The sequence below is a fragment of the Cyanobium sp. A1C-AMD genome, assembly GCF_024346495.1.
Lineage (GTDB): Bacteria > Cyanobacteriota > Cyanobacteriia > PCC-6307 > Cyanobiaceae > Cyanobium_A > Cyanobium_A usitatum.
On record NZ_JAGQDB010000027.1, the window covers coordinates 1 to 14,636 of the forward strand.

General features: G+C 66.0%; 17 protein-coding genes, 1 tRNA gene and 1 pseudogene. 13 read left to right on the plus strand and 6 right to left on the minus strand.

The window, feature by feature from the left end:
* On the minus strand, nt 1–1,147 hold a 1,147-nt coding region (gene cbiE / locus KBY74_RS06345), incomplete at its 3' end, for a precorrin-6y C5,15-methyltransferase (decarboxylating) subunit CbiE (protein WP_254941963.1).
* Between the two features lie 70 nt (nt 1,148–1,217).
* On the opposite strand from cbiE, the gene KBY74_RS06350 reads away from it, so the two are divergent.
* Nucleotides 1,218–1,472 carry a hypothetical protein gene (locus tag KBY74_RS06350; protein WP_254941964.1) on the plus strand — a complete coding sequence of 85 codons (255 nt, stop codon included), beginning with the start codon at nt 1,218–1,220 and terminating at the stop codon, nt 1,470–1,472.
* A gap of 154 nt (nt 1,473–1,626) precedes the next feature.
* Here the strand turns inward: KBY74_RS06350 and KBY74_RS06355 are convergent, their stop codons facing one another.
* Nucleotides 1,627–2,019 carry a type II toxin-antitoxin system VapC family toxin gene (locus KBY74_RS06355; protein ID WP_254941965.1) on the minus strand — a complete coding sequence of 131 codons (393 nt, stop codon included), beginning with the start codon at nt 2,017–2,019 and terminating at the stop codon, nt 1,627–1,629.
* A gap of 466 nt (nt 2,020–2,485) precedes the next feature.
* Between KBY74_RS06355 and KBY74_RS06365 the strand changes: the two genes are divergently transcribed.
* From KBY74_RS06365 to KBY74_RS06390, 6 genes are all read left to right on the plus strand, one after another.
* On the plus strand, nt 2,486–2,683 hold the full coding sequence (locus KBY74_RS06365) for a hypothetical protein (protein ID WP_254941966.1): 198 nt from the start codon (nt 2,486–2,488) through the stop codon (nt 2,681–2,683).
* Nucleotides 2,680–3,084, plus strand: a complete 405-nt coding sequence (locus tag KBY74_RS06370) for a PIN domain nuclease (RefSeq protein ID WP_254941967.1) — start codon at nt 2,680–2,682, stop codon at nt 3,082–3,084. Before KBY74_RS06365 ends, KBY74_RS06370 begins: the two co-directional genes overlap by 4 nt.
* 143 nt (nt 3,085–3,227) lie before the next feature.
* Entirely contained in the window at nt 3,228–5,729 is a 2,502-nt protein-coding gene (locus tag KBY74_RS06375) for a GH116 family glycosyl hydrolase (RefSeq protein WP_254941968.1), read from the plus strand.
* Entirely contained in the window at nt 5,726–6,220 is a 495-nt protein-coding gene (locus tag KBY74_RS06380; RefSeq protein WP_254941969.1) for a DUF3122 domain-containing protein, read from the plus strand. Before KBY74_RS06375 ends, KBY74_RS06380 begins: the two co-directional genes overlap by 4 nt.
* Before the next feature lie 7 nt (nt 6,221–6,227).
* Nucleotides 6,228–7,331, plus strand: coding sequence for a bifunctional diaminohydroxyphosphoribosylaminopyrimidine deaminase/5-amino-6-(5-phosphoribosylamino)uracil reductase RibD (ribD, locus tag KBY74_RS06385; RefSeq protein ID WP_254941970.1), 1,104 nt, complete (start codon nt 6,228–6,230; stop codon nt 7,329–7,331).
* Entirely contained in the window at nt 7,328–8,347 is a 1,020-nt protein-coding gene (locus KBY74_RS06390) for a mechanosensitive ion channel family protein (protein WP_254941971.1), read from the plus strand. Before ribD ends, KBY74_RS06390 begins: the two co-directional genes overlap by 4 nt.
* On the opposite strand, the gene KBY74_RS06395 is transcribed toward KBY74_RS06390, so the two are convergent.
* From KBY74_RS06395 to KBY74_RS06405, 3 genes are read right to left on the minus strand one after another with little or no spacing between them, the layout of a single operon-like run.
* Complete coding sequence (locus KBY74_RS06395; RefSeq protein ID WP_254941972.1) at nt 8,313–8,801, minus strand: DUF427 domain-containing protein; 489 nt, start codon at nt 8,799–8,801, stop codon at nt 8,313–8,315. The genes KBY74_RS06390 and KBY74_RS06395 overlap by 35 nt on opposite strands.
* Complete coding sequence (locus KBY74_RS06400; protein ID WP_106502241.1) at nt 8,801–9,046, minus strand: Nif11-like leader peptide family RiPP precursor; 246 nt, start codon at nt 9,044–9,046, stop codon at nt 8,801–8,803. The genes KBY74_RS06395 and KBY74_RS06400 overlap by 1 nt, the downstream gene beginning before the upstream one ends.
* Complete coding sequence (locus tag KBY74_RS06405) at nt 9,043–9,681, minus strand: SOS response-associated peptidase (RefSeq protein ID WP_254941973.1); 639 nt, start codon at nt 9,679–9,681, stop codon at nt 9,043–9,045. The genes KBY74_RS06400 and KBY74_RS06405 overlap by 4 nt, the downstream gene beginning before the upstream one ends.
* A 95-nt stretch (nt 9,682–9,776) precedes the next feature.
* Here KBY74_RS06405 and ftsH point away from each other — a divergent pair, with 95 nt between their 5' ends.
* The 4 genes from ftsH to KBY74_RS06425 all read left to right on the plus strand — a co-directional run bounded on the left by ftsH (nt 9,777) and on the right by KBY74_RS06425 (nt 13,442).
* On the plus strand, nt 9,777–11,636 hold the full coding sequence (ftsH, locus tag KBY74_RS06410; protein WP_254941974.1) for an ATP-dependent zinc metalloprotease FtsH: 1,860 nt from the start codon (nt 9,777–9,779) through the stop codon (nt 11,634–11,636).
* A gap of 10 nt (nt 11,637–11,646) precedes the next feature.
* Nucleotides 11,647–12,600, plus strand: a complete 954-nt coding sequence (argF, locus tag KBY74_RS06415; RefSeq protein WP_254941975.1) for an ornithine carbamoyltransferase — start codon at nt 11,647–11,649, stop codon at nt 12,598–12,600.
* A 52-nt stretch (nt 12,601–12,652) separates the two neighbouring features.
* The gene (lexA, locus tag KBY74_RS06420; protein ID WP_106502245.1) at nt 12,653–13,282 is read left to right on the plus strand and encodes a transcriptional repressor LexA; all 630 of its coding nucleotides are present in this window, start codon (nt 12,653–12,655) and stop codon (nt 13,280–13,282) included.
* Nucleotides 13,283–13,369: 87 nt separating this feature from the next.
* Nucleotides 13,370–13,442 (plus strand) — tRNA-Ala (locus KBY74_RS06425).
* Nucleotides 13,443–13,654: 212 nt separating this feature from the next.
* On the opposite strand, the pseudogene KBY74_RS13855 reads toward KBY74_RS06425, so the two are convergent.
* Nucleotides 13,655–13,726: pseudogene (locus tag KBY74_RS13855) on the minus strand (hypothetical protein); the annotation flags it as partial.
* A 251-nt stretch (nt 13,727–13,977) separates the two neighbouring features.
* Here KBY74_RS13855 and KBY74_RS06430 point away from each other — a divergent pair.
* Complete coding sequence (locus tag KBY74_RS06430; protein ID WP_254941976.1) at nt 13,978–14,433, plus strand: Rrf2 family transcriptional regulator; 456 nt, start codon at nt 13,978–13,980, stop codon at nt 14,431–14,433.
* Entirely contained in the window at nt 14,433–14,636 is a 204-nt protein-coding gene (locus KBY74_RS06435; protein ID WP_254941977.1) for a hypothetical protein, read from the plus strand. Before KBY74_RS06430 ends, KBY74_RS06435 begins: the two co-directional genes overlap by 1 nt.

The window sequence follows — 14,636 nt, forward strand, 5'->3', positions numbered from 1 at the left end:
GCAACTCCGCCAAAGCTTCCACCGTGGCCAGGGGGATCACCACCACCCCGCCGGGCTGCAGTCGCTGCAGCACCGCCGCCAGCACCGCCGCCCGCTCCCGGCCACCTCCGCCGATCAGCACCCGATCCGGATCGGGCAGCTCCGCCAGGGCCTCGGGGGCCCGGCCCTCGTGAATCCCCTCCGGCCGCACCCCCAGCCGCTCGGCATTGGCTGCGATCAGAGCTGCAGAGCCGCCTCGGGCCTCCAGGGCCCAGAGCGCCAGGCCAGGCCGCAGCCGCAGCGCCTCCAGGCCCACCGAACCCACGCCGGCGCCGATATCCCAGAGCACGCCGCACTCGGGCAGCTCCAGATCGGCCAGCAGCTGAATGCGCACCTCCCGCTTGGTCATCAAGCCGGGGCGGTCGTCGTGCTGGAGGAACAGGCCGTCTTCAAGGCCAAACAGGGGTAGGGCGGAGGGATCAGCCGGGGGCGCCAGCGGCTCAGCGATCAGCAGCACTAGGTGCAGCGGATCGAAGTCGGGCGGCAGGGGTGCCCCGGGGACCAGCCGCTGCATCCGCTCCGCCGGATGGCCCAGGCGCTCGCACAGCCAGAAGGAGTAGGCCGCCTCCAGGCCAGAGGCCGCCAGAATTCGCCGCACCTCTTCGGCGCCGCCGCGGCCCGGGTCGGTGAGCACCGCCAAGGCAGGTGGTCGCTTCTGCAAGGCGGCGGCCAGGGGTTCGGGGTCGCGGCCGTGCAGGCTGATCCAGCTGGCGTCCTGCCAGGGGCGACCGAGGCGGGCAAAGGCCAGCTGCAGCGAGCAGGGGGCGGGATGAAAGCGCAGCTGGGCGGCCGGAAAGCGCTGCAGCAGCAGGCGGCCGATGCCAAACCAAAGCGGGTCGCCACTAGCGAGCAGCACCGCCGGCCGGCCGGCTGCCAGGGCCTGCTCCAGCGGGCCGAAAATCTGCTCGGGCCGATCACTGGCCAGGAGCTGGGGGCAGGGGTTCCCCGCCGGGATGCGGCCGGCCCCCTGTTCCTCCCGCCACCAGGGGCCAAGCTCCGCCAGCAAGCGCTGGGGGGCAAGCAGCAGCTGGGCAGCTCGCACCAAGGCGAGGCTGGGGGCCGGCAGCGCAGCCACCCCCCCGGCATCGGTGCCGACCACCTCCAACACGGCCTGCTGAGCCAGGGCGCCCCACGGTCACTGCAGCCATGATGGCCGGCCTGTGCCACCGGACCCAGCCATGAGCGACCGCCGCCAGCGCATCCACGACCTGGTGCTGGCCCTGCTAGCCCAGCAAAACGACCTGGAGCTGCTGGCCGGCGACGGCACGGGCCTGCCCAGCGGCGATCCCGGCAATTGGATCGAACGCAACCGCCGCGTGGTGCAGCGCTACCAAGCCCTGGTGCGCTCGGCCGTGACCCTCGACGCCCTAGTGGACCAGGAGGTGAATGGGGGTTTCCAGGCGCAAGCGGCCCCAGCCCACCAGGAGCCCTGAAGACTCTGCTCAGCCTTGGGGCCGCTGCAGTGGCTCGTTAACCCTGGGGAGCACGGCTGGCGATGGCGACCCAGAGCCCTGGAGCCATAAGGATGGCCTCCTTCAGCTCGGGATAGGCGGCCGCAGCATTGCGACCCCCTGCGCAAGCTCCCCTTCAGCGGCGGGCATCCTGCAGCGGGCAGCCATAGGCATCAAACGCCCCATCGGCGCTCACCAGCAGCAGCGATTCGCTGATCGACTGGGCCACGAGCAGGCGGTCAAATGGATCGCGGTGATGGAGGGGCAACTGCTCGAGCGTCAGCAGATGGGGAAGATCAAGCGGCAGGAGCTCGAAGCCGCACTCCTGAGCCCATGGAATCGCCTGGGCGGCCGAGAGCGGCATGTCGCTGCGGGCCAGGGAGTGCTTGATGGCGATCTCCCAGAGCGATACATTGCTGATCAGCACGCTGCTGGCCTCGGCGGTAATCAGATCGCGGCTGCGGGGGCCCAGCCTGGGTTCATCGCTGATCGCCCAGATAAATGTGTGGGTGTCGAGCAGGAGGCGCATCAGGACTGCTCAAACAGCTCGACGATCAGCGGATTGGCGGCATCGATCGAGTCCGGAACCGTGAACTTTCCGCGGGCGACCCCAGACGCCGCGGCCGCGCACCCCACTGAAGCGCGGTGAGCCGTGCCACCGGCCTGCCATTGCGGGCGATCACCACCTCGGTTGCCGCACCGGTTTCGATGGCCTCAACCAGGCGCGAGAGGTGGGTCTTTGCCTCGAGCATGTTGACCGTGCGACGACCACCGCCGCCCGTGGCCGCAGGAGTTGCCATCTCGCCCAGAACGCAAGAACAGTCACAACTTAGGTCAGACCAGACCAGACCAGCAAACCTACCAACGAAAAGCATCGGCGTCAGCGAATCGTGCTGTGATCCGCCTCGACGCCAAAGTCCGCGCATACTGACCCCAGAATCTGACCTATGAAAGCCCAAGTCATGAAAGTGACTGTTGAACTTTCGGATACTGAGATGACCGAAATCCTGGAGCTCACCGGCGAGCGCAAGAAGGGGCCCGCCATCCGCCGCCTGATGGAGGAGGCCCTGCAGCAGCACCGTCGCGCCCAGATCGCTCAGCGATTTCTCAGCGGCGAATGGGGCGTGCAGCTGGAGAGCTACGAGGCCGACCAGGAGCGCGAGCGCCAACGGAACCAGGAGTTCGCTGCATGACCCTGCTGCTCGACACCAGCCTGTGGATCGACTTCACCCGTTCCCGGAGCCCGGCCCCCCTCAAACAGTTCATTGCGCCCTTCGTGCTCGACCCTGAGGCCCACCTGGCGGAACCGGTGCGTTTTGAGATGCTGCGTTCAGCCCGTCCAGACGAAACCCACCAACTGACAGCCCAGTTCGCCACCCTGCCCACGCTCTCCACTCCTGCAGATCTGTGGCAGCGGGCGATCGACCTGGGCCAGGCCTGCCGCCAGATCGGTCAGACGGTTCTCAGCCTCGACCTCCTGGTGGCCGCCGTGGCTCTGCACCACAACGCGGTGTTAGTGAGTTTCGATGCCGATTTCGAAGCCATCGCCTCGGTGAGTGAGCTGCGCCTGCAGCGCCTTGAACGCCCTGCCTGACCCATTCGAGGCCTTTACATTCATCTAGCCATCGCATCTTCCTGCCATCTTCTGCTCACACCACTTCCGTTAGAGCCCCTGCAGGAAGACCAGTCCAAGCCGCCAGCGACCTCTGACAAGCTGGACGAACCTTTTTTGGCCCCATGGCGCGCTTCGGCCTTTCAGCCCTCACATCGCTGCTGAAGGGCAACGGGGCTCCCACCGCTGGCAGCAGTAGCTGGAGCCGGGCCTTTGGCCTGGGTTGGGAGCAGCCCTACACGGTGCGTTATGCCAGCAACCTCGACGACGGTCCCAACCACGGCATGCCCTTGGGGGGCTTCGGCGCCGGCTGCATCGGCCGCGCCCCCGATGGCTCCTTCAACCTCTGGCACCTCGATGGCGGCGAGCACTGGTTTGGCAACTTGCCCGACTGCCAGTTCGCCCTGTTTGAAACCGACGGCGACCAGAGCCGCGCCCATGCCCTGGCGGTGAAACCAGAGGTCGATGCCTCCAGGCCCACAGCCGGCGAACCCCTGAGCGCCTGGAGCTGGTATCCCGCCAGTAGCGACAAGCAGCGCACCGGCACCTACGCCGCCCGCTACCCGATCAGCAGCACCCAGTACACGGGTGTGTTCCAAGCCGAGGTGAGCTGCGAAGCCTTCAGTCCGATCCTGCCGGGCGACTACCAGCGCACCAGCTACCCGGTGGCGGTGTTCGTCTGGACCCTCACCAACCCCACCAACCGGCCCCTCGACCTCTCCCTGCTGCTGAGCTGGCGCAACACCACGGGCTGGTTCACCAACACAGATCCCACAGCAGCAGTCACGTTTCGAGACGACGGCAGCCCGGAGCACAACTACGTGCCCGCGATCGGCCGCAGCAAGGGCCACCGCAACACCTGGGTGGAGCAACCGGGGCTCAAGGGGGTGCTGCTTGATGGTGAGCGCGCCACCCCCCTCGCCGAGGGCCAGGGCCAGTGGTGCATAGCCACCGCCGACCACCTGGAAGTGCAGCGCTGCAGCCGTTGGGATCCCAGCGGCAGTGGCGCTGAGTTGTGGGAACCCTTCGCCCGCGACGGCTCGATTCCTGATAGCAACAACGACCGCCGCAGTGGCGATAGCGACCCTGCCAGCGCCGCCCTGGCGGTGAAGTGCTGTCTGGAGCCGGGAGCCAGCATCGAAATCCCTCTGGTTATCAGCTGGGACCTGCCGGTTACGGCCTTCGCCACCGGCAGCCGCGCCCTGCGCCGCTACAGCGATTTTTTTGGCGGAGAGGCCGGCGGCGATAGCGGCACCAGCGCCGCCGCCATCGCCGCCGAGGCTCTGCGCGACTGGCGCGACTGGCGCGCCCAGATCGAGGCCTGGCAAAAGCCTGTGCTGGAGCGCAGCGATCTGCCCGAACCGCTGCGGATGGCCCTGTTCAACGAGCTCTACGACCTAGCCAGTGGCGGCAGCCTCTGGACCGCCGCTGCTGCAGGCGATCCGGTGGGTCAATTTGGCGTGCTCGAGTGCCTCGACTACGCCTGGTACGAAAGCCTGGACGTGCGGCTTTATGGCTCCTTTGCCCTGCTGCAGCTCTGGCCCGAGCTCGACAAGGCCGTGCTGCGCAGTTTCGCCCGCGCCATCCCCGCTGCCGACGCCACGCTGCGGCCGATCGGCTGGTATTTCACCCAGGGCAAGGGCCGGGTGGAGGCCGCCCGCAAACTGGCCGGTGCCACCCCCCACGATCTGGGTGCCCCCAACGAGCGGCCGTTTGAGGCCACCAATTACACCGCCTATCAAGACTGCAATCTCTGGAAAGACCTGGCCAGCGACTATGTGCTGCAGGTGTGGCGCACCTTCAAGCTCGCTCCCAACGGCCCAGACCTCGGCTTCCTGTCCGAGTGCTGGCCGGCGGCTATCCAGGCCCTCACCTACCTCAAAACTTTCGACGTCAACAACGACGGCCTGCCCGACAACGGCGGAGCCCCCGACCAGACCTTCGACGACTGGCCGCTCAAGGGCGTCAGTGCCTACTGCGGCGCCCTCTGGATCGCTGCCCTGGAGGCGGGTCTAGCGATCGCCCAGCAGCTGCAACTGGAGCTAGGGCTAGACACCAGCGGCGAACAGCGCCAACTGGGCGGCTGGCTGGAGCAGTCGCGCGCCAACTTCGACCTGCTGCTCTGGAACGGCGAGTTTTACAAAATCGATGCCGAGAGCGGCACGCCGGTGGTGATGGCAGACCAGCTCTGCGGCGACTTCTATGCCCGCCTGCTGGGACTGCCCGCCGTGGTGGCTGATGAGCGCGCCAGCAGTGCGCTCAAAGCGATTAAAGAGTCGTGCTTTGAGGGTTTCCAGGGGGGCCGGCTTGGCGTGGCCAATGGCCTGCGCCGCGATGGCACCCCGCTCGATCCCAACGGCACCCATCCCCTTGAGGTGTGGACCGGCATCAACTTCGGCCTGGCGGCCTACTACCGCTTGATGGGAGAAACCAGCACGGCCTTTGCCATCACCGGCGCCGTGGTGGAGCAGGTGTACAGCGGCGGCCTGCAGTTCCGCACCCCCGAGGCGATCACTGGCGTGAACACCTTCCGGGCCTGCCACTACCTGCGCGCCATGGCGATCTGGGCCCTGTGGGCCACCCACACCAACTGGCAACCGATTCCAGGCGCCGAGCGCCAGCCATGAAACTCCTCCTTTCCCTGCTGCTGGCCTCCTTGCTGGCGCTAGGGCTCTGGCTGGGCCTCCCCACACCGGCCCAGGCCCTAGTGCACGCCCACAACGATGAGAACGGCACCCCGGTGGTGCGCAGCCTCGAGAGCCTGCGCGACCTCGACTACCAGAGCTGGCAGGTGGTGGCTTATCGCGAAGGCCCCCCAGGCGGCCCCCTGAGGCTGCGCATCGTGGGCTATCCCGGCAAGGTGCGGCTAGATCACCCCACCTCCCTGCAGGTGCGCAGCGGCCACTTCAGCTGGGAGCTGGCCGATGTGACCCTGGCCAATCCCCAGCTGGCGGGTGATGGCCGCGCCGCCGCCGCCGAGTTTGATCTGGCCCCCCTGCTGGCCGACCTGCACCAAGACCGGCCCCTGCGCCTGGTGCTGCCGGGGGTGTTTGTGGAGCTGCCGGTGCCGCCATTTGTGGTGGCGGAATGGCGCAGCCTGCCCAGCGCTGCTGGATGAGCCAGTGATGCACTCCACGGCGCCCTGGCTTCCCTGGATGCAACGGGCCCTGCAGCTAGCTGAGCTGGGCGCCGGACGCACCAGCCCCAACCCCCTGGTGGGAGCGGTGGTGCTCGATGCCGGCGGCTCGCTGGTGGGGGAGGGCTATCACGCCCGAGCCGGCGAGCCCCACGCAGAGGTGGGCGCCCTGGCCCAGGCGGGCGAGCGGGCCCGCGGCGGCACCCTGGTGGTGACCCTGGAGCCCTGCTGCCACCACGGCCGCACCCCCCCCTGCAGCCAGGCGGTGATCGCCGCCGGCATCGCCCGGGTGGTGGTGGCCATGGCCGATCCCAACCCCCAGGTGGCGGGGGGCGGGCTGGCCCAGCTGCGGGCCGCGGGCATCGAGGTGATCACCGGCGTAGCCGAGGCCGAGGCCCGCTGCCTCAACCGGGCCTTCATTCACCGCATCAGCAGCGGCCGCCCCTTGGGCATCCTCAAGTGGGCCATGGGAATCGATGGCCGCACCGCCCTGAGCAATGGCGCCAGCCAGTGGATCAGTGGCCCCGAGGCCCGCGCTTGGGTGCACCAGCTGCGCTGCCGCTGCGATGCGGTGATCGTCGGCGGCGGCACCGTGCGCGCCGACGACCCCCTGCTCACCAGCCGCGGCCAACGCCAGCCCGAGCCGCTGCGGGTGGTGCTCAGCCGCAGCCTGGAGCTCCCCGCCGAGGCCAAGCTCTGGGATCAGAGCGCCGCCGCCACCCTGGTGGTGCATGGGCCAGAGGCTCCAGCTGCGGCCGCAGACTCCCTGGATAAACGCGGCGTGCCGCGACTGGAGCTACCCAGCTGCAGCCCCCGACTGCTGCTGGAGGCCTTGGCGCTGCGGGGCTGCAACCAGGTGCTCTGGGAATGCGGCCCTGAACTGGCAGCCGTCGCCATAGCCGAAGGCTGCGTGCAGGAGCTGGCCGCCGTGATCGCCCCGAAGCTGATGGGCGGCCAGCCAGCCCGCACCCCCGTTGGTGAGCTGGGTTTCACAGCTATGGCCCAGGTGCGGAGCTGGCCGGCGCATGCGCCCCAGCGCCTGGGCAGCGATCTGGTCTGGCAACTCAGCTCACCTGCAGAGCTGGAGCCATGATCGCCGCAAACCTGCCCTTCGATCTGCAGATTCCCCTGGCGGGAGTGTTGCTGGCCCTAGTCACCTGGCTGCTGCTGGACCGGCTCGGCAGGCGCTGCCGTAGCGGCTCCCTAGGCCAAGCCCTGCTGCTGAGCGGGCGAGTCAGCCTGGCGGGCACGGTGTTGCTCAGCAGTGCGGGCTGGTGGCTGGCGGGCTTGGAGGTGCGCAATCTGCTGCTCACCATCGGCGTGATTTGGACCCTGCTGCGCTGGCGCGGCGAACTCAAACAGCGCGCCGAGCACTACGCCGCCCAGTTGCTGCCACACCTCTCCAGCAAGGACCAGCTGTTCCTATTCGACGTGCTCGACAAGCTGCTGACCACAGCAGCCCTACTGGTGGTGCTGGTCATGGGCCTAGATCTGCTGGGTGTATCGGCGGGAGTGCTGATCACCGCAGGGGGGTTTGGAGCAGCGGCCCTGGGCTTCGGCGCCCGCACCATCGTGGAAAACGGCCTCAGTGGCTTGAGCCTCTACGTCAACCGCCCCTTCGTGCTCGGCGACACCATCAACCTGCCCGGCCTGAATTTGCTTGGCACGGTGGAGCAGGTGGGCTGGTTTTACACCGAGCTGCGCGATCCGGAACGCCAGCGCATTTATGTGCCCAATGGGGTGTTCACCAGCCAAGCAATCCTGAATCTGGCCCAGATCGACAACCGCCGCATCTGGATCGAATTCGGCCTCAGCTACGCCGACCGGGAGCGCGTCGCCACGATCACCCAAAACCTGGAGCAGCGCCTCTCAAACTTGCCCGGCGTAGACCCGGCCAAGGATCAGCTAGCCCACTTCGTGGGCTACGGCGAGTCCAGCCTCCAGCTGCGCCTGCTCTGCTACGCCGCCAGCAGCGACATCCACGCTGCCTGGGCCCTGCGGCAGCAAGCCCTGCTGTTGATCGGCGAGGTGGTGGACCAGGCCGGTGGCTCGATGCCCTTCCCCACCAGGCTGCTCATACGAGCTCCGGATGCAAAGGATCACCCTTGAACGGCCCCTGCACCTGGGATGTGATCCAGCCACCGTAGAAGCCGCCAGGCTGGGGCTGCACGGGTTCACCATCCAGCCAGCACCCGTCCATCAAGGCCGGGTACACCGCAAACCAACCAGCCAAAGCAGCAAAGGCCTGAGTGGGTTCGGGGTAGGTCCACACCGCCCGCCGCAGCCGGCGCTCGGCCGGGCCGCCCGCATCAACCACCACATCGAAGTAGCGGGCCACCCCCTTCCACTCGCAAAAACTGGCTCCGCTGCTGGGCAAAAGCAGCTCCTGGCGCACCGCCTCAGGCGGCAGGTAGTAGGTGGGTGGGTGAAAGGTTTCCAGCACCCGCAAACTGCGCCGGCTCTCGGCCAGAAGCTGGCCCAGGGCCTCAACCCGCACCAGCTGGCTGCTCTCAACTAGGGCCGGGGGGCGGGGGTAGGCGCCTACCTGCTCAGGGGCTGCCATCAGGAATAGATGAAATTGCGCAACCGCCGGCCTTCAGCGCCAGCCCGCTCCTGCAGCTCCGCATCGCTGAGGCTGGACTCCTGCCGCTGCTGCGCGGCGATCACATCAGCCTCCTCAAGGGCATAGCCAGCGCCGCGGGCCAGCTCCAGAAAATCCTGCAGCTCCAAGGGCTCCGCCAGCTGTGTCGCCAGCTGGGGCGATTGGCGGGCATGCGCCAAAAAGGCATCGAGGCGCTCGAGGCTCACAGGTCTAGTTCCAACTGCGGTTGGTCTAGCGCCATCGCTGCCCCATCGGCCTGCCAATCGCCCCCATCCCAGGGCAACAGCAGCGGTTCGAGGGCCCGCAGGCCATGGCCATCGGTGGGCTCGAGCCAGGCCTGCTCCAGGCCGTTGGGAATCACCACCGGCATGCGCCGGTGGATTGGCGCCACTAGGGCATTGGGGGCGGTGGTGAGCACGCAGCAGCTATCGAGCTCGCTGCCATCGGGGCCGATCCAGCGCTCCCAGAGGCCGGCAAGCCAAAACAGATCGCCATCGCGGCGCCGCAGCCACTGGCCCTGCTCCCAAAAAGCATCAGCAGGAATCAGGCAGCGGCGATGGCGCCAGGCGGCGCGAAAGCTGGGCTTGAAGGCCACCGTCTCAGCGCGGGCATGCAGGCAGCGGTGCGCGGTGGCGGGATCCTTGACCCAGTCGGGCAGCAGCCCCCAAAGGGCTAGCCCCACCTGCAGCTGGCCATTTTCCTGGCGCTGGATCAGCAGGGGTTCGCCGGGAAGCACTTGCGAGCGCGGCGCGTAGTGGGCCTCCAGACCGGGCGGCAGGGGGCCCTGCAAGCGGGGCTGCAGGCGATCGAAGTCGGCGCAGAGGGAATAGCGACCACACATAGCTGGATTGGGTCCTCGTACGGTTCTCCCAACCCGCCGCCGAAACGGCCAGGGGACCACAGCCCTAGTTTGGGTGCACCTTTGGCTGCCGCACCATGGCGATCCGCCAGGACGACAACCGCCCTAACCGCCGCTTCGGAATCATCAACCTGGTGTTGATCGGTTTTGGTGTGCTGCTGCTGTTCAGCAACTTCCTGCCCAATCCAGCCGCCCAGGTGCCGCGGGTGCCCTACTCCCTGTTCATCGACCAGGTGAACGGCAGCAACGTCAAACGGGCCTACATCACTTCAGACCAGATCCGCTACGAGCTCAAGGAGCCCGAGGAGGAGGGGGCCCCCACCGTGCTCTCCACCACGCCGATCTTCGACATGGATCTGCCCCAGCGGCTCGAGTCGCACGGGGTTGAGTTCGCCGCCGCGCCCCCCCAGAAGCCCAGCTTCCTCACCACCGCCTTGAGCTGGGTGGTGCCGCCGCTGATCTTCATCCTGGTGCTGCAGTTCTTCGCCCGCCGCCAGATGGGCGGTGGCGCCCAGGGAGCTTTGAGCTTCACCAAGAGCAAAGCCAAGGTTTACGTGCCCGATGAGGAATCGCGGGTCACCTTTGCCGACGTTGCTGGCGTGGATGAGGCCAAGGCCGAGCTGGCAGAGATCGTTGACTTCCTCAAAAAACCCGAGCGCTACGCCGCCATCGGCGCCCGCATTCCCAAAGGTGTGCTGCTGGTGGGCCCTCCCGGCACGGGCAAAACCCTGCTCTCCAAGGCCGTTGCAGGTGAAGCAGGCGTGGCCTTCTTCATCATTTCCGGCTCCGAATTCGTGGAGCTGTTCGTTGGTGCTGGCGCTGCACGAGTGCGCGACCTATTCGAAGAAGCCAAGAAAAAAGCGCCTTGCATCATCTTTATCGACGAGCTCGATGCCATTGGTAAGAGCCGTTCGGGCTCGATGGGTGTGGTCGGCGGCAACGACGAACGCGAGCAGACCCTCAACCAGCTACTCACGGAGATGGATGGCTTTGCCGGCCAGGACAAGCCGGTGATTGTGCTGGCAGCCACCAACCAGCCCGAAACCCTTGATGCTGCGCTGCTGCGGCCAGGCCGTTTCGACCGCCAGGTGCTGGTGGATCGCCCCGACCTGTCTGGTCGCAAGCTGATTCTGGAGATCTACGCCAAGAAAGTGAAGCTCTCCAGCGCCGTCGACCTCGACAAAATTGCCCAGGCCACCAGCGGCTTTGCCGGCGCCGACCTGGCCAACCTCGTGAACGAAGCGGCCCTGCTCGCAGCCCGCTCCTATCGCACCGAGGTGGAGCAAGGCGACCTCAACGAGGCGATTGAGCGCGTGGTGGCTGGTCTGGAGAAGAAGAGCCGGGTGCTGCAACCCGATGAGAAAAAAGTGGTGGCGTATCACGAAGTCGGCCACGCGATCGTGGGGCACCTGATGCCCGGCGGCAGCAAGGTGGCCAAGATCTCGATCGTGCCCCGCGGCATGAGCGCCCTGGGCTACACCCTGCAGCTGCCCACCGAAGAGCGCTTCCTCAATTCCAAGGAAGACCTCGAAGGTCAAATTGCCACCTTGCTGGGCGGCCGCAGCGCTGAAGAGGTGGTGTTTGGTGAGGTCACAACCGGCGCCGCCAACGACCTGCAACGCGCCACCGACATCGCCGAGCAGATGGTGGGCACCTTCGGCATGAGCGAAACCCTCGGCCCCCTGGCCTACGACAAGCAGGGCGGCAGCCGCTTCCTCGGCGGCAACAACAACCCCCGCCGGGTGGTGAGTGACGCCACGGCCCAAGCGATCGATAAGGAGGTTCGCTCCTTGGTCGACAACGCCCATAACAAGGCGCTGGCGATCCTTAACCACAACCGCGAGCTGCTCGAATCGATCTCCGAGAAGATCCTCGAAAAGGAGGTGATCGAAGGCGACGACCTCAAGGAGCTGCTTGCTAGCAGCGTCATGCCCTAGGAGTTGAGCCATGGCCGCCATCAGTGCCTATCCACCCCTGGCAGAGCTGCGCGGGCGGGACCTGCTCTCCTCGGCCGACCTCAACGGCGAACAGACCCAGGCCCTGCTGCAGCTGGCGTCCGACCTAAAGGCCGGACGCAGCAGTTTCGATTTAGGCGGCAAAACCCTCGGCCTGATCTTCAGCAAGGCCTCCACCCGCACTCGGGTGAGCTTCTCGGTGGCCATGGCCAGGCTTGGTGGCCAAACCATCGACCTCAACCCCCAGGTGAGCCAGGTAGGCCGCGGTGAGCCGGTAGCAGATACGGCGCGGGTGCTGAGCCGCTACGTGGATGCCCTGGCGATCCGCACCTTCGCCCAGGGCGAGCTCGAGGAGTACGCCCACTGGGCCACGATCCCGGTAATCAATGCACTCACCGACCTGGAGCACCCCTGCCAGGCCCTCGCCGACTACCTGACGCTGCAGGAGGTCTTCGGAGCAGTGGAGGGCCTGACCCTCAGCTACGTGGGCGACGGCAACAACGTGGCCCACTCGTTGATGCTCTGCGGTGCCCTGCTCGGGGTGAATGTGCGCATCGGCTGCCCGGTGGGATTTGAGCCCGATGCAGCCGTGCTTGAGCAATCACGCCTCCTAGCGGCGGCTCGCGGATCCGAGGTGGTGGTGCTGCACGAGCCGGTGGCTGCCGTGCGCGGCGCCCACGCCCTCTACACAGATGTGTGGGCCTCCATGGGGCAGGAGGAGGAAAAGGCAGAGCGGCAAAGGGCCTTCGCCGGCTGGTGCCTCAACGAAGAGCTGGTGGCAGAAGCAGATCCAAGCGCAATCGTGCTGCACTGCCTGCCGGCCTATCGCGGCCTCGAAATCAGCGCCGGCGCCATGGAGGGCAGCTCCAGCCGCATATTTGACCAGGCCGAAAACCGCCTCCACGCCCAACAAGCCCTACTGGCAGCCCTACTCGGCGGCACCTGAGCTGGACAAACAGGCCGCGAGGCGGTACATCTGTATCAGCGACGTGGCGTCCGTGCCCCATCCCAGCAACAACCAAGTCCAGCAGGAGCTCTCCTCTGCCCAGCAAGAGCTATACGACTGGCTTAGCGACTACATCGGCAGCAACCGCCACAGCCCCTCGATCCGCCAAATGATGGAAGCGATGGGGCTGCGCTCTCCGGCGCCGATCCAGAGCCGCCTGCGCCACCTGCAGCAGAAGGGCTGGATCACCTGGCAAGAGGGCCAAGCCCGCACCCTTCAGCTGCTGGGCGGAATGGCCAGCGGCATCCCGGTGCTCGGCGCCGTGGCCGCCGGCGGCTTGGTTGAAACCTTCGACGACATCCAGGAGCGCCTCGACCTGGCCCCCGTGCTCGATACCCGCGGCCTTTTTGCCCTCACCGTGAATGGCGATTCAATGGTGGACGCCCACATCGCCGACGGGGACGTGGTGCTGCTTGAACCTGTCAGCGACCCGAGCCGGCTCAAAGCAGGCACGATTGTCAGCGCCCTGGTGCCAGGCAGTGGCACCACCTTGAAGCACTTCCACCGCAGCGGAGCCACGGTGACCCTGGAAGCAGCCAACCCCGCCTATGCCCCAATCGTGCTCCCCGCCGACCAGGTAACGGTGCAGGGCAAGCTAGTGGCCGTCTGGCGCCAGGTCTAAACGGATGGCGTTGTAAGCTCAGTTAGCGCAAGGCAAGGCCACAAGCCAAGCGGAATGACCAGCATTCCGTTGCCATGGCGTCCTATCGGGGCCATAGCTCAGCTGGTAGAGCACCTGCATGGCATGCAGGGGGTCAGCGGTTCGAATCCGCTTGGCTCCATATCGAAACCCAGGCTAGCCCTGGGTTTTTTGATGGTTAGTCGATGATGTAACTGGGGGCAACCCACTAGCTCAATTAAGAAGTTCAGCTAGGGCTGGGCGTGGCGGGTCAAAGATTGGGGGAAGGAGTAGTCCCTTTCCCGAAACAGCGCCAATCCCCCACAACTTCAAACCCACAAATTCAGCAGAGGGACAACCAAGTAGATCGCAGAGTTAGGGATTGACCTCCAGAATTAAGCCAGTCAACGCATCAATTATCAGAATGCCATCTTGGGCAGACTCAAAAAGACGCCGTTAGCGCTGCTCCGACTCCTGCAACGCCCGTTGAATTAGATCTTCCTGCTTCGTCACTACCTTTTCTCCCCCAACCCCTAAAGCCTATCTGGGCAAAGGGCTTGCAGCCTTACGGGAATAGGGGAGATGGCCTACCCAGATCTCCGCTCTCACCAGCCTCCTCTTGGTTTGGGGGCTTTTGGCGCAACCAGTTGACTGCCCTTAGGGATTTCCTACCCACCCAGCGTTGTTTAGCTGGCAGAATGGCAGTTGACGATTGCAAGCCCATGGGCTTCAGCGCCAAAACCCAATATGGATTGGTCGCCCTCATAGACCTCGCCGGGGCTTACGCCACTGGAGACTTGGTTCAAACCGGCGAGATCTGCAAGCGCCATGCCATTCCCGAACGCTATCTCGAGCAAATGCTCACCGGCCTGCGCAAGGCCGGACTGCTAAACAGCATCCGCGGACCGAAGGGTGGCTTTCAACTCGCCCTCAATCCAGACAACATCACCGTGGCCGATGTAGTGGCTGCGCTTGAAGGCAGCAGCAGCACGGATCCGCAAAGAGAACCAGATGATCCGGCCTTCCTGGTGCTTGCAGCTCTAGAGCAAAAACTGGAAGCCACAAAGGAAGCCCTTCTCACCGCAACCACCCTGGCCCAACTGCTGCGCGAGCAAGATGCCTTCAAGCAGCCATTGCCAATGTTCTATATCTGATGCGCAACCGCAAGCCCTTGCCTCCATCAATGGAGGATCAAGACGATTGGCCCATCGACCAGGGGCGTCCCTGGCTGCTAAGACTGCTAGCCCTGCTTGGGGCCCTTGGCTTCGTGATGCTGGGGGTTAACAGCCTGTTGCCTGCCTTCGAGCCGCCCAGCCCAAGGCCAATGCCCGATCAGCGCAACCGCTCAATCACTTGA

Bases quoted from the DNA above. Each gene is read 5' to 3' on its own strand.
- KBY74_RS06350 (WP_254941964.1), top strand. From the start codon at position 1,218: ATGAGCGACCGCCGCCAGCGCATCCACGACCTGGTGCTGGCCCTGCTA.
- KBY74_RS06355 (WP_254941965.1), bottom strand. From the start codon at position 2,019: ATGCGCCTCCTGCTCGACACCCACACATTTATCTGGGCGATCAGCGAT.
- KBY74_RS06365 (WP_254941966.1), top strand. From the start codon at position 2,486: ATGACCGAAATCCTGGAGCTCACCGGCGAGCGCAAGAAGGGGCCCGCC.
- KBY74_RS06370 (WP_254941967.1), top strand. From the start codon at position 2,680: ATGACCCTGCTGCTCGACACCAGCCTGTGGATCGACTTCACCCGTTCC.
- KBY74_RS06375 (WP_254941968.1), top strand. From the start codon at position 3,228: ATGGCGCGCTTCGGCCTTTCAGCCCTCACATCGCTGCTGAAGGGCAAC.
- KBY74_RS06380 (WP_254941969.1), top strand. From the start codon at position 5,726: ATGAAACTCCTCCTTTCCCTGCTGCTGGCCTCCTTGCTGGCGCTAGGG.
- ribD (WP_254941970.1), top strand. From the start codon at position 6,228: ATGCACTCCACGGCGCCCTGGCTTCCCTGGATGCAACGGGCCCTGCAG.
- KBY74_RS06390 (WP_254941971.1), top strand. From the start codon at position 7,328: ATGATCGCCGCAAACCTGCCCTTCGATCTGCAGATTCCCCTGGCGGGA.
- KBY74_RS06395 (WP_254941972.1), bottom strand. From the start codon at position 8,801: ATGGCAGCCCCTGAGCAGGTAGGCGCCTACCCCCGCCCCCCGGCCCTA.
- KBY74_RS06405 (WP_254941973.1), bottom strand. From the start codon at position 9,681: ATGTGTGGTCGCTATTCCCTCTGCGCCGACTTCGATCGCCTGCAGCCC.
- ftsH (WP_254941974.1), top strand. From the start codon at position 9,777: ATGGCGATCCGCCAGGACGACAACCGCCCTAACCGCCGCTTCGGAATC.
- argF (WP_254941975.1), top strand. From the start codon at position 11,647: ATGGCCGCCATCAGTGCCTATCCACCCCTGGCAGAGCTGCGCGGGCGG.
- KBY74_RS06430 (WP_254941976.1), top strand. From the start codon at position 13,978: ATGGCAGTTGACGATTGCAAGCCCATGGGCTTCAGCGCCAAAACCCAA.
- KBY74_RS06435 (WP_254941977.1), top strand. From the start codon at position 14,433: ATGCGCAACCGCAAGCCCTTGCCTCCATCAATGGAGGATCAAGACGAT.